The organism is Serratia sp. J2 (assembly GCF_046269175.1).
GTDB lineage: Bacteria > Pseudomonadota > Gammaproteobacteria > Enterobacterales > Enterobacteriaceae > Chania > Chania fonticola_C.
In genome coordinates, this window is sequence record NZ_JBKABN010000011.1 from 15,438 (window position 1) to 28,556 (window position 13,119).

Consider the following 13,119-nt stretch of genomic DNA (forward strand, 5'->3'; position numbering starts at 1 on the left):
AGCATGCTGGCCCGATTTAATGCATTACACCAATGCCTGTGCTAACAGGGTGATCGGATGTTCACAGCGCTTGCTGGTGGACATCTCGATCTGCCATTTGCAGGTTTCACAGTCAGTGATCACCATGTCCACCCCGCTCGCTTCAATCTGGCGAAATAGCGAGGCACCAATGCCTTGCGAGGTTTCATAGTTTTCCGACTTGAAGCCGTAAGTCCCGGCGATACCGCAGCACTGCGAGTCCAGCACCACCAGCTCCAGCCCTGGGATCTGCCGCAATAGCTCCAGCGTATAGGCCGTCCAGCCCATTTTCTCCATATGACACGGCGTGTGGTAAGCCACCCGCAGCGGCGTCTGTTTGAGCGGCAAGGTGCGCCCTTGGCTGATCAGACGATAGAGATAACGCGTAGCCAGCTCAACCCGTTCGCGCACCGCCGAGGTGTCCACCTCCAACAAATGCGGGTACTCATCACGCAGGGTAAACGTGCAGCTCGACGAAGTAGCCACCACCGGTATACCTTTGGTCAGGACCGCATCATGCAGTGATTCCGCATTCACTTTGGCCTGCTTCTTCGCCTGCGCAATAAAGCCGTTGGCGATCAGCGGTACGCCACAGCATTTCTCACGCTTGAGCAGTTGCACGCCGATATCCATGGCGTTAAACACCTTGATCAGGTCTTTACCAAGCTGCGGATGGTTGTAATTAACAAAGCAACCGTGGAAAAACGCCACTTGTTCGGCATAGCGCTGCTGCTGTTCCGCCTGCTGGCGATACCAACGGCGGAAGGTGCCAAACGAGTATTTCGGCAGTTCACGCCGATGGTCGATCTTCAGCGCCTTATCCAACAGCTTGCGCACCGGCTTCAGGCCGGTAGTCGCGTTAACGATCGGCGCAAACGGCGTCGATAGGGTGCCCATGATGTCGGTATGACTGAGGATGGCATCGCGCAGCGTCGGTTTGCTTTGGCTGAAATTGGCCCGGGCACGTTGGATAATATCGCCGATTTTAACGTCGGAAGGGCAAGCCACCTCACAGCGCTTGCAGTTGGTACAATACTTCAACGCTTCGTCGTAAAGCGCCGGATCTTTCAGCCGCAGGCGTTCCCCATCCGGCCCGGCCTGTTTTGGCCCTGGATAGAGCGGGTTAGCCTTGGCGACCGGGCAATAGGTGGTGCAGACGGTGCATTTGATGCAGCTCTCGAAGCTGTTGTCTGGTAACAGGCTCATGCTGAAACCTCCTGTGACAGGATCTGTTGGGCAACGTGCAGCGCACCGAGCAGCGAAACCCCGGCACCACAGCCCTGCTGCAACGGATCGTAACCGCCAACCACGGCACCGATAGCATACAGATTGGTCATCGCCTCCCCCTGTTTTAACGCCCGCAGCGCGGCATCGGTCTGAACCCCAAATTGCAGGTACGGCTGCGGAGCAAACAGATTGGCATCGCTCCAGTCGGCGCGTTCGGCTTTGCTGTACACGTCGAGGCCAAATACTGGCTCACGAATGCCGTCAAAAGCGGCCACCAGGCCGTTGCTGAAGAAGCTGCCGCTGGCCAGTATCACCTGCTGCGCCCGCAGCGGAATGTCGGTGTGATTGCGGGTATACAGACCGGTGACACGCTGCCCGTCGAAGCTGGCACGCAACACGCTATCCCCCGGCATAAACACCCCACCCAGTTGCTGCAAGCGCTGGCGCAATGCCTGATGCAGCCGCATACCAAGCACGGAAGGTGGCAGCGTGGGTAACAGATAAACGGGCTTACCGACCAACCGGCGCAACGTCATCAAGGGTTCATCATCCTCTAACCCCAGGCAGGCTGGCAGCAAGATGGCCTCTGCCTCACCTGCCTGGCGTGTAATCTCTTCCGCCAGCAGGGCTAGATGTTCTGGCAGATCCAGTACGCGGGCAATATTCACCGCGCGGAACTCGCTAGGGTTATTACGTAAGCGATCCAACACTGGCAGATGCAAAAATGCCACTTCTGCCTTGAGGCCCTGCTCCTGAATCAATGAGCTGGCCGCCATCTGCGGTTGGAAATCCAGAAAGCCTTCAATCCCCAGTACGGCGATATTCCGCCACGGCAACTTCCCATCCAAGGGAGAGACAGGGATCGCCAGGGGGCTGAGCCAGGTGCCACGGCGGGTCCCGAGGGGGGTCACGCGTAGATGGTTTTGGCTGCTATCGCCCTGCATCTGCCACCCGCAACGCTGTAGCAATTGCTCGGCTTGCGTTGCCAGCGCGGCCACCTGTGTGGCCCCCATCAGGCTATATGGATGCTGTGGAGCCTGTTGCGCCAGTTCGTGCAAGGCAGACAGAGGCGACGCCACCGGCGTCCCATCGGGCAGATGGGCCAGCAGATCGAGCGAGCCGGAAGAAAAATAGAGCGCGCTTTGGCCAGAACTGACTACTGCGCAGCGTTTGCCATGCTCGGCTAAACGGATAGCACAGCTCAACCCGGCCAAACCACCACCAATCACCACCGCATCAAATTGCATCATCCGCCTCCTGCTTAGCGTCACCCTGCGCATCTAACCCGCATAACCCTTGATATACCCAACTGGTGAATTCGCTCTCCCGCAGGGCATCGCCCCAGGCGATAGGCCGCACGCCTTTCCAGCGTTCATTGAGGAAATGGGACAGTTGGGTGATGGATTGCTGCGGCGTCACCACGTTAAACCGCGTCAACAAACCTGCGGCACGGCAGGCACACAGCTCACCCTGGCAGGTCCCCATCCCAACGCGGGTGCGGCGGCGCAGATCGACCAGATTGTTGACGGTCAGAGAATCCACCGCATAACGCACCTCACCGGCAGTCACCGCTTCACACTCACACACCAGGCTGTTGTCCAGCCGGTTGCCAGAAGGGACCAGGCTGGCACGATCGCCATGACGGTACACCGCCGAGCCCCGGATGCTGGCAGGCAGTGAAACCACGCTGCGCACCGTCTCTTCGGCGCTCTGGCGGGAGCCGGGCAACGCCACTTCCGCCGTGGTGCAAGGGCTGTCGATGCCCAGCTTGGTGCAGACCAAATCGGTGGCCCATTCGGCCATCAGCCGGTAAGTCATCAGCTTGCCGCCGGTAATGGTGATAAAACCCTCCAACCCATCGCGCGCCGCATGGTCGAGCAGCACGATGCCGCGGCTGACGTTGCGCCCAGAAGGGTCGTCGTCGCTGGCGACCAGTGGCCGCACGCCCGCATAGGCACGCAGAATGCGCGTTTGCGCCAGTTTCGGGGCCAGCAGCGTGCCTTCGCGGATTAATATATCCACTTCCTGTGGCGTCACCACCATGTTGTCAATCTGGTCGTACTCGATATGAGTGGAGGTGGTACCAATCAGCGAGATGGTATCGCCAGGTACCAGAATGTCGGCATCCGCCGGTTTACGGCAGCGGTTAATCACCATGTTATTGATGCGATGGCCCAGGATCAGCAACGCCCCTTTGGCAGGGAACATGCGGATGCGCAGATCGGCATACTCGGCAATTTGCTGGCCCCAGATCCCGGCGGCATTGACCACCACCTGAGCATGAATATCGTACTGCTGTGCAACCTGATGATCGAAAACGCGCACGCCCGTCACGCGATCGCCAGTACGCAACAAACCGGTAACCTGATGATAGGTTAGGATTTTTGCGCCATGTTCACGCGCATCAAGCATGTTGGCCGCCGTTAAGCGGAAAGGATCGACGGTGCCATCCGGCACTCGTACCGCGCCGATCAGCCCCGGGTTAGCCGCAGGCTCCAGGCATAATGCCAGCGCAGGGTCAATGGCTTCGGCCTCAATGCCAGCGCTGCGACAGGCGGTAATAAACTGCTGCTGAAAGGCCAATGAGTCCTGCGGCAAGGTAATGAACAGGCCGTCGGTACGTTCGATGCAGTGGTGTGCAATGCGCTTGAGGATGCGGTTTTCTTCAATACACTCGCGTGCCGATTCGCCGTCGGTGACCGAATAGCGCGCCCCGCTGTGCAACAACCCGTGGTTGCGGCCAGTCGCGCCAGTGGCGATGTCATGCCTTTCCAGTAAAACGCAACGCAGACCGCGCCGCGCGCAGTCACGGGCAATCCCCGCGCCGGTAGCGCCGCCGCCAATGATGATCACGTCCGTTTCGGTGATTGGTGAGTTGTTGCTCATCACGCCCCCTGAGCCTGTAGTTATGCGTTTATTTAGCCACAGTCAGTAGGGTTTTTGTTTGATAAGGAACAATAACGAACAGAAAACGAAAATAATATGGCCATAAAAAGCCATGAATGTGACAAACATCACGTATTTGTGCTATTTAGCCATTCCAAAATGTTAACCGATCACTCAAAATTCGCCACAGTTTCATAAAAGTGTAACAAATGAGCCATCCATCACGGTGTGACCGGGGGGTTTTCTCTAGCATTGCGCTCGTTATGGAACATTTAACAACACTTCAGGTATCCGCAAGCTCATCTTCAGGACAGCCGTTTCCTGTTGAGGCAATAAACAGATAAAGCCATCGGAGGCGCTCATGTTGAGTATTTTTAAGCCAGCTGCACACATTTCTCGTGTGCCAGTCGACAAGGTAGACCCGCTCTACCGTAAGCTGCGCTGGCAGATTTTTATGGGGATCTTTTTCGGTTACGCCGCCTACTATCTGGTGCGTAAAAACTTCACCCTGGCGATGCCGTATCTGATCGATCAGGGCTTCAGCCGTGGTGACCTGGGCTTTGCGCTGTCAGGGATTTCCATCGCCTACGGTTTCTCCAAGTTCATCATGGGGTCGGTTTCTGACCGTTCCAACCCGCGTGTATTCCTACCCGCCGGCCTGATCCTGGCTGCTGCCGTCATGCTGTTTATGGGCTTTGTGCCTTGGGCTACCTCCAGCATTGCCGTGATGTTCGTGCTGCTGTTCCTGTGTGGTTGGTTCCAGGGTATGGGTTGGCCGCCTTGTGGCCGTACCATGGTGCACTGGTGGTCACAGAAAGAGCGTGGCGGTATTGTTTCGGTATGGAACTGTGCGCACAACGTCGGTGGTGGCCTGCCTCCACTGCTGTTCCTGCTGGGTATGGCCTGGTTTAACGACTGGCATGCGGCCCTGTATATGCCTGCCTTCGGTGCGATCCTGGTGGCCCTGATCGCCTTCGCCTTGATGCGTGACACCCCGCAATCTGTTGGTTTGCCGCCGATTGAAGAATACAAAAACGACTACCCGGATGATTACACCGAAGAGGCTGAAGAAGAGCTGACTGCCAAGCAGATCTTCATGCAGTACGTGCTGCCAAACAAACTGCTGTGGTATATCGCGATCGCCAACGTGTTCGTGTATCTGCTGCGCTACGGCATCCTGGACTGGTCACCAACCTACCTGAAAGAAGTGAAACACTTCGCGCTGGATAAGTCCTCCTGGGCCTACTTCCTGTACGAATACGCCGGTATCCCAGGCACCCTGCTGTGCGGCTGGATGTCGGACAAGGTGTTTAAAGGCAACCGTGGCGCCACCGGGGTGTTCTTCATGGTTCTGGTGACCATCGCCACTATCGTTTACTGGCTGAACCCAGTGGGTAACCCAGGCATCGATATGGCCTGTATGATCACCATCGGCTTCCTGATCTATGGCCCAGTCATGCTGATCGGCCTGCACGCGCTGGAACTGGCACCGAAGAAAGCGGCAGGTACCGCCGCAGGCTTTACCGGCCTGTTCGGTTACCTGGGCGGTTCGGTCGCAGCCAGCGCCATCGTCGGCTATACCGTTGACTACTTCGGTTGGGACGGCGGCTTTATGGTGATGATCGGCGGCAGCATCGGTGCGGTGATCCTGCTGGTGCTGACCATGATCAGCGAGAAGAAACACCACGCAGAAATCGCGGCCAAACGCGGTTAAAAGCTAAGCGGGCGCAGCATGCAGCGCCCCTACCTACCCTTTATCGTCAATCTAAGGCCGCGCTGCGGCCTTTTTCTTACCTCTACAACATGGAGCAACACAGAATGCGGACTCAAACCAAAGCCCTGCTGACAGGGATCATTCTTGCCACTTCAATGCTCAGTGCCGCCCAGGCTGCAGATAAAGTGGTTATCGCTCACCGCGGTGCCAGTGGCTATCTGCCGGAGCATACGTTACCGGCCAAGGCGATGGCCTACGCGCAGGGTGCCGACTTCCTTGAGCAAGATCTGGTGATGACCAAAGACAACGAGCTGGTGGTGTTGCACGACCACTATCTGGATCGCGTCACCGACGTTGCCGAGCGCTTCCCGGACAGGGCGCGTAAAGATGGCCGCTACTACGCCATCGACTTTACGCTGCCTGAGATCAAATCGCTGAAGTTCACCGAAGGCTTTGATATCAAAGACGGTAAGCAGGTGCAAAGCTACCCTGGCCGCTTCCCGATGGGCAAATCCGACTTCCGCGTCCACACCTTCCAGGAAGAGATCGAGTTCGTACAGGGTCTCAACCATTCAACCGGCAAGAACATCGGCCTTTACCCGGAAATCAAGGCCCCCTGGTTCCATCAGCAGGAAGGAAAAGACATCTCCACCAGGGTGCTGGAAGTCCTTAAGCAATACGGCTACACCAGCAAGAGCGACAACGTCTATCTGCAGTGTTTTGATGCCAACGAGCTGAAACGCATCAAGGATCAGCTGGAACCCAAGATGGGGATGGATCTGAAGCTGGTGCAGCTGATTGCCTACACCGACTGGAACGAAACCTACGAGCAGAAGGCCGACGGCAAGTGGGTCAACTATGACTACGACTGGATGTTCAAACCGGGCGCGATGAAAAAGATCGCCCAGTATGCCGACGGCATCGGGCCTGACTATCATATGCTGATCGTCGAAGAAAAATCCAAACCGAACCAGATTGTGTTGACCGATATGGTCAAGGACGCTCATGCCAGCAATATGGCGGTGCACCCTTACACTATTCGTGCCGATAAGCTGCCGAAATACGTCACCGACGTGAACCAACTGTTCGACGCGATTTACAATCAGGCGGGCGTTGACGGCGTGTTTACCGACTTCCCGGACAAGGGCGTACAGTTCCTGCAAAAGCAAGGGCAACATAAGTAACGACGACTCCCCACCGGGTTACCCCGGTGGGGATCAGAACCAAGCCTGCCGTAACAGCAAAGCAACCACATAAATGCCGATACCAGAGGCTGAACCGGGATTGAAAAGCTCGATTGAGCCACGTCATTGCCAGCTTGGAGGTTGACCAATACGCTCAGTAAGCAAACTTATAAAAACGCTCAATTTGGCCGAGATTCTGGCTACTGGGCGCAACAGATAGATCCCTTGTTCCTCGCCGCGTGGATCTGCCAGCAGAGGCAACAAACTTCCTGCCTGAATATCCGGTCCTACCACCCAGTTAGGCAAGAAAGCGATGCCTAATCCGAGTAATGCCGCTTGCCGCTGTGCCGAAAAATCATCACAGCGCAGCACCATCTTGCACTGATTCATCAGAGGTTCACTGAGGATTTGCGCCCAGCAAGCGGGTTGCTGTTTGTGATAGCGAGCGATCAACTGATGATCACGTAACTCCTGTAGGTTGGCCGGTATCCCATTGTGAACGATATAGTCCGGGCTGGCACACATGAACCAGCGCTGGGTGGCGATGCGGGTTGCGTACAGTGAACTGTCTTTCTGCTCGCCGATACGGATGGCGGCGTCCAGCAATTCTTGTTTCGGATCGGTCTGGCGCTCGGTGAGATCCAACTCAACTGCCAGCCTTGGATAACGCTGGATTAGCACCGGCAACAGCGGCAACAGATAGGTTTTACCGAAGGTGGGCAAGCAACTGATACGCAGCACGCCTTGCGGAGTCTCGTTTTGTGCTGCCAGTTCGGCGCGGATGTCGATGATTTGCGTCAGCAACAGTGTGGCACGCTTTTTCAGCATTTCACCAGCATCGGTCAGCACCAGGCCGCGAGTTGAGCGCACAAACAGCATGACCCCAAGCTCACCTTCCAGCGTATCGATATGCCGCACCAATGAAGAAGGCACCATACCCAGTTTGCGTGCGGCGGCAGAGAAACTACCCAATTGGGCAACATCGAGAAAGATCGGCAAATGTTCGGCATAGCGTGCGTCATTCATCTTTGCATTATATGCAAAAGCATTACTTATGAATACTCGGTTCTCTACCGGCTGAGTTAGCGCTACTCTACTTCCAGAGTGAGTCAGCGATATCGTGCTAATCATATTCAATTATCAATATAAAAAACCTTAATTTATCTTTATAAAACTTAAAATTTGAAATTAGATAGTTAATTCATCTGCTTCATGCATTTTAAAATCAATACCACATTAATCGTAAACGTGGTGTGGCGCGGTTAAAATCATTAGCAGGTCTTTGTTTTATCTAGACTCTGGTTGAGTCCGGCGCGTTGCCTGTTTGTATCACTGTTTTTTGCCGTTGCCAGCTGAAGGGGTCTCAGTGAGCACTTTAGCAGCGGCAGGTTTGCTCATGTTCTTGAGCATTTAAACGCATCGCACCTTAGGTGCCGTGCGGGTGGAGGAGGTGGTAATGAATGAAAATCATGGCTGTTCATGTGCGCAGCAGCTGGCGCAAGGTTTTGCCAAGCAAGCGCTGGATTGTGGTCAGGGGGAAATTTATCAGACCTCATTGATGAGCGCCTTGCTTGATGGTGTTTACGAAGGGGATATCACTATCGCCGAGTTGCTCAAGCACGGTAACTTCGGCTTGGGGACCTTCAACCATCTTGATGGAGAACTGATCGCTTTTGATCGGGAAGTTCATCAGTTGCGTGCAGATGGCAGCGCCCGTGCGGCCAGTCTGCAACAAAGAACGCCATTCGCGGTGGTCACTTTTTTTCAGCCGAGTGTGACGCTAAAGATTGAAAAACCGATCTGCAAAGCCGACCTGCACCGGTGCATCGACCAGCAGGTAGCTTCACCTAATCTGTTCTGTGCGTTACGGGTTGATGGTCTGTTCAGCCATGTGGAAACCCGGACCGTACCGCGGCAAGAGCGGCCCTACAAACCGATGCTGGAAGCGATCGAAGCGCAGCCGACCTTTGCATTTCAGCAACGCAGCGGCACATTGGTGGGATTCCGCTCACCTGATTATATGCAGGGCATCAGTGTTGCGGGTTACCACGAACACTTTATCACTGACGATCGCATCGGTGGGGGTCATGTCCTGGATTATCAGCTCGATCATGGCCGTCTGCAGTTTGGCGTGATCGCTCGTCTCAATCTTCAATTGCCGCACGATGCGGATTTCCTGTGCGCCGACCTCTGTCCAGAGGATTTGGATTGCGCCATTCGTTCTGCCGAGGGTTAATCGGCGTCGTTTTTTCAGGAGGTGGATTATGGTTGGTTCAGACAATCACTGGCGGTGTGGTGCAGATTTGGTGGTTAAAAATCTGCACGCGCAGGGCGTGAAACAAGTATTTGGTATTCCCGGTGCGAAAATAGATCGCGTGTTCGATGCGTTGGAAGATGAACCTGAGATAAAAACCGTGGTGGTACGTCACGAAGCCAACGCGGCATTTATGGCGGCAGCAGTTGGCCGCTTGACCGGCAAGGCAGGAGTCGCACTGGTGACCTCCGGGCCTGGCAGCTCTAACCTGATCACCGGGCTGGCCACCGCGACCTCCGAAGGGGATGCGGTGGTGGCCTTGGGCGGGGCGGTGAAACGTGCTGACAACCTTAAGCAAACACACCAGAGCATGGATACCGTCAGCATGTTCCGGCCAGTAACCAAATATTGTGCCGAGGTACATACCGGTTCCGCCATTTCAGAAGTGATGGCCAATGCGTTCCGCAGTGCTGAATTTGGCCGTCCTGGGGCTGCGTTTATCAGCTTGCCGATGGATATCATCAATGAACCGGTTACGGCACCGGTGCTGACCGGAGGCCGCTCACCCCGTCTGGGGGCCGCTTCAACTGAGGACATTCACGAAGCGCTTAAACTGATCCAGCAGGCGAAATGTCCGGTACTGTTGCTGGGGCTGCAAGCCAGCCGCCCGGAAAATAGTGCCGCAATACGCCATTTATTACAGCGTACGCATATGCCGGTGGTAGGAACCTATCAGGCCGCCGGAGTGATTGATGCAAATGATTTTTCCCGCTTTGCTGGCCGCGTCGGGTTATTTAACAATCAGCCTGCCGACCAACTGTTGCAAAAAGCCGATCTGGTGGTCAGTGTGGGCTATAGCCCGATCGAATACGATCCCTGCATGTGGAACAGCCAAAGGCGGTTGATGCTGGTACATATCGATGTACAACCGGCCGAAATTGATACCTGTTACCGCCCAGATGTGGAGCTGGTCGGTAATATCAACGCCACTATCAATTTGCTGACCGAAGGTTTCAGCAATGTGATCGGGATGCCTGCCGAGGTGGAACTGATCTTATCCGATCTCGGCCTGCAGCGCGCGGAGCTGGCAGAGCGTGCTGCACGCCGTGGCGGTATGCCGATTCATCCATTGCGCATCGTCAAGGAACTGCAGGATATCGTCAGCGATGACGTGACGCTATGTGTGGATATGGGGAGCTTCCATATCTGGATCGCTCGCTATTTGTATAGCTTCCGCGCCCGCCAACTCCTGATCTCCAATGGCCAGCAGACCATGGGGGTTGCCCTGCCGTGGGCCATTGGTGCGGCGCTGGTCCGGCCGGGAGACAAAGTGTTATCCATCTCCGGCGATGGAGGATTTATGCAGTCGAGCATGGAGTTGGAAACCGCGGTGCGGCTGAAAGCCAATATTGTGCATGTGATTTGGGTAGATAATGCCTACAACATGGTGGAAATGCAGGAGGTGAGTAAATATCAACGCAAGTCTGGTGTAGAGTTTGGCCCGATTGATTTCAAAGCCTATGCAGAGGCATGCGGTGCAGTCGGGTTTGCGGTGCAATCAGTGGAGGAGTTGCGGCCTATGTTGCGTAAGGCTATGGAAATTCAGGGGCCGGTGGTGGTGGCAATCCCGGTAGATTATGCTGACAATTACAAACTGATGGCTCAAATGAACTTCAGCCAGATGATTTGATTCGGGCTAGGGAAAACGTTCCCTTCAGCTACTCTCCTTAGAGACTGAAAACGTCGTTCACCAGACGCCCTTTCCCTTGGGGACCAAGGTTCAGCCTGGCCTTTACGTAACACACGCATGACCGCTATAAGCCGTCTTCATGGACTTGAAGCCTAACATCGGGTTGATTATCCGTTTCAGCTTACCGTGGTCACATTCAATCATGTTATTGTTGATGGAATGTGAGCCAGGTCGCTCGGTGGCGCAGCCGGTAAAGACTGCGCCCCAATCAGTTAAATCGAGTACATTTTACGCAGGTAATGAGGCACGGCGTCGTCAACGTTGGAGCCAATCACTTCCAGCTCCGGCAACTTGTCTTTCAGACGTTGCTGGGCATCCTGCATGATGCAGCCTTTCCCCGCCATCGACAGCATTTCCAGATCGTTCATGCCGTCGCCAAAGGCGATGCACTCTTTAAGCGAATAGCCGATGATCTTGGCGACTTCTTCCAACGCATGGCCTTTCGAGACGCCACCGGCCATCACCTCCAGACAGGTTGGGAACGAGAAGCTGACGTTGACCCGATCGCCCCAGCGCGCGTTGATGGCATCTTCCAGCGGCAGCAGTTTTTCATGATCGTCGCAGGTGAAGTACACCTTGCACACGCCATCGGTTTCCAGCAAGCCCGGCTCAAACAGCTCATATTTAAAGATCGATTCCTGGAAAAATTCTTCCTGCTCCGGGCTTTCACGGTTCATGAACCAATCGTCGTTGCGGTAGACGTTGGTCAGGATTTCCTGGTTATCGTGCATCATGTTGTACAGATCGCGGGCGATATCTTCATCCAGGTTGTGGCTGAAGATCAGCTCACCGGCGGTGTTATGTACCCGCGCACCGTTGGAGGTGATCATAAAAGCACTGATGCCGAGATTATCGCGGATCTGGGAAACGTCGATATGGTGGCGGCCGGTAGCAAAAACAAAGTGCACGCCCTGCTGCGTCAGCAGCTGCAGCGTTTCTTTGGCGTACGGTGTCAGGGTGTGCTCAGGGGACAGCAGAGTGCCATCTAAATCGGAAGCAACGACGTGATACATAGCGATATGTTCTAACCTCTAGTGGAATTTTCGGCGGCAGCAGTACCGCCTAAGTGCTGAGCAAAGAATCGCAGGATTGCGTTCAGTGCCTCGGCGCGCATCGCGTCCCGTTCGAACAGGATCTCATGGCGAGCGCCTTTGATAACCCACGGTTTTCCCCCTTCACAAGGGTGCCCCGCGTCTGACAGTGCCTGACAAAAAGCGCGCTGGGAACGGTTGTCTACCACCCGATCCTCACCGGCCTGCAATAATAAAATCGGCGTAGTGATGTTAGCAGCCTGGGCGATGATCTGCTGCCCGGCCTGAATACTTTCCTTGACCCAGTGATAGGTTGGCCCGCCTACCCGCAGCTCGGGATGATCGGCGTAATAACGCAGGTTGCGGCGATAACGCTCGCGGCTGTGGGTCAGCGTATTGACCACAAAGGGCAAGGGCCGCCAATGCCCGGTACCAACCGCGTAATAGTCACGCAGCCCTGGGCGCTTTTCCGTCCAGTTCAAAATACCGTTGGCCATCCAGCCCGGCATCGGCAGATAAATGCCCAACATCGGTGCGCAGAGTGCAACGGCGGAAAACGCCTGTGGCTCACGCGCCAGGAACTGCGCCAGTATCGCGCCCCCCATAGAGTGTGCCAGCGCGACGTGCTGCCGGTAACCCAAGGGTTTGACCTGCTGATGGTAAAACTGGGCAAAATCGTCCACGTAGTCGGCAAAGTTTACCACATGCCCGCGGTGCGTATCTGCCAGCATCCGCCCGGACAACCCTTGACCACGATGATCGATGATCATCACGTCATAACCGCTGTGAAACAGATCGTACGCCACTTCCGGGTACTTGATATAGCTTTCGATGCGCCCCGGGCTGATCACCACTACCCGCTGGTGCAGCGGGGAAGCAAAACGCACAAAGCGGATCGGTACGCCCCCGACGCCGGTGAACTCCCCTTCCTCACGTCGCCGCCAAAAATCCAGCAGTGGCCCAGTCGCGAAGGCAGAGAACTGCTTTTCACGGTTTAACCATTGCGCGGGATCAAGGGTGAATGACGACATGGCCTACCTTTTAACGGGATGTTC

10 protein-coding genes and 1 pseudogene are annotated in these 13,119 nt (G+C 55.4%); 4 read left to right on the forward strand and 7 right to left on the reverse strand.

Features of this window, described 5'->3' with window-relative positions:
* Positions 1-24: 24 nt before the first annotated feature.
* From glpC to glpA, 3 genes are read right to left on the reverse strand one after another with little or no spacing between them, the layout of a single operon-like run.
* Entirely contained in the window at positions 25-1,224 is a 1,200-nt protein-coding gene (glpC, locus tag ACKWMY_RS13085; protein WP_024529561.1) for an anaerobic glycerol-3-phosphate dehydrogenase subunit GlpC, read from the reverse strand.
* Positions 1,221-2,492: a glycerol-3-phosphate dehydrogenase subunit GlpB gene (glpB, locus tag ACKWMY_RS13090; RefSeq protein WP_409486453.1), complete on the reverse strand. Its 1,272-nt coding sequence runs from the start codon at positions 2,490-2,492 to the stop codon at positions 1,221-1,223. The genes glpC and glpB overlap by 4 nt, the downstream gene beginning before the upstream one ends.
* Positions 2,482-4,131 (reverse strand): anaerobic glycerol-3-phosphate dehydrogenase subunit A, encoded by a 1,650-nt coding sequence (glpA, locus tag ACKWMY_RS13095; RefSeq protein WP_409486414.1) that lies wholly within the window; start codon positions 4,129-4,131, stop codon positions 2,482-2,484. The genes glpB and glpA overlap by 11 nt, the downstream gene beginning before the upstream one ends.
* A gap of 361 nt (positions 4,132-4,492) precedes the next feature.
* On the opposite strand from glpA, the gene glpT reads away from it, so the two are divergent.
* Together glpT and glpQ are read left to right on the forward strand one after the other, a co-directional pair.
* Complete coding sequence (gene glpT, locus ACKWMY_RS13100) at positions 4,493-5,845, forward strand: glycerol-3-phosphate transporter (RefSeq protein ID WP_021181519.1); 1,353 nt, start codon at positions 4,493-4,495, stop codon at positions 5,843-5,845.
* A 104-nt stretch (positions 5,846-5,949) separates the two neighbouring features.
* The gene (gene glpQ, locus ACKWMY_RS13105; RefSeq protein WP_024529558.1) at positions 5,950-7,029 is read left to right on the forward strand and encodes a glycerophosphodiester phosphodiesterase; all 1,080 of its coding nucleotides are present in this window, start codon (positions 5,950-5,952) and stop codon (positions 7,027-7,029) included.
* A 123-nt stretch (positions 7,030-7,152) separates the two neighbouring features.
* On the opposite strand, the gene ACKWMY_RS13110 is transcribed toward glpQ, so the two are convergent.
* The gene (locus ACKWMY_RS13110) at positions 7,153-8,055 is read right to left on the reverse strand and encodes a LysR family transcriptional regulator (RefSeq protein ID WP_074030112.1); all 903 of its coding nucleotides are present in this window, start codon (positions 8,053-8,055) and stop codon (positions 7,153-7,155) included.
* A gap of 430 nt (positions 8,056-8,485) precedes the next feature.
* Between ACKWMY_RS13110 and budA the strand changes: the two genes are divergently transcribed.
* The gene (budA, locus tag ACKWMY_RS13115) at positions 8,486-9,265 is read left to right on the forward strand and encodes an acetolactate decarboxylase (RefSeq protein ID WP_409486415.1); all 780 of its coding nucleotides are present in this window, start codon (positions 8,486-8,488) and stop codon (positions 9,263-9,265) included.
* A 28-nt stretch (positions 9,266-9,293) separates the two neighbouring features.
* Positions 9,294-10,973, forward strand: coding sequence for an acetolactate synthase AlsS (gene alsS, locus ACKWMY_RS13120; RefSeq protein ID WP_199061518.1), 1,680 nt, complete (start codon positions 9,294-9,296; stop codon positions 10,971-10,973).
* Between the two features lie 37 nt (positions 10,974-11,010).
* On the opposite strand, the pseudogene ACKWMY_RS13125 reads toward alsS, so the two are convergent.
* From ACKWMY_RS13125 to pldB, 3 genes and pseudogenes are all read right to left on the reverse strand, one after another.
* A pseudogene (locus tag ACKWMY_RS13125) lies at positions 11,011-11,183 on the reverse strand (IS6 family transposase); the annotation flags it as partial.
* Positions 11,184-11,245: 62 nt separating this feature from the next.
* Positions 11,246-12,046 carry a sugar/pyridoxal phosphate phosphatase YigL gene (gene yigL, locus ACKWMY_RS13130; RefSeq protein WP_065684874.1) on the reverse strand — a complete coding sequence of 267 codons (801 nt, stop codon included), beginning with the start codon at positions 12,044-12,046 and terminating at the stop codon, positions 11,246-11,248.
* An 11-nt stretch (positions 12,047-12,057) separates the two neighbouring features.
* Entirely contained in the window at positions 12,058-13,095 is a 1,038-nt protein-coding gene (pldB, locus tag ACKWMY_RS13135) for a lysophospholipase L2 (protein ID WP_065684873.1), read from the reverse strand.
* Positions 13,096-13,119 lie beyond the last annotated feature (24 nt).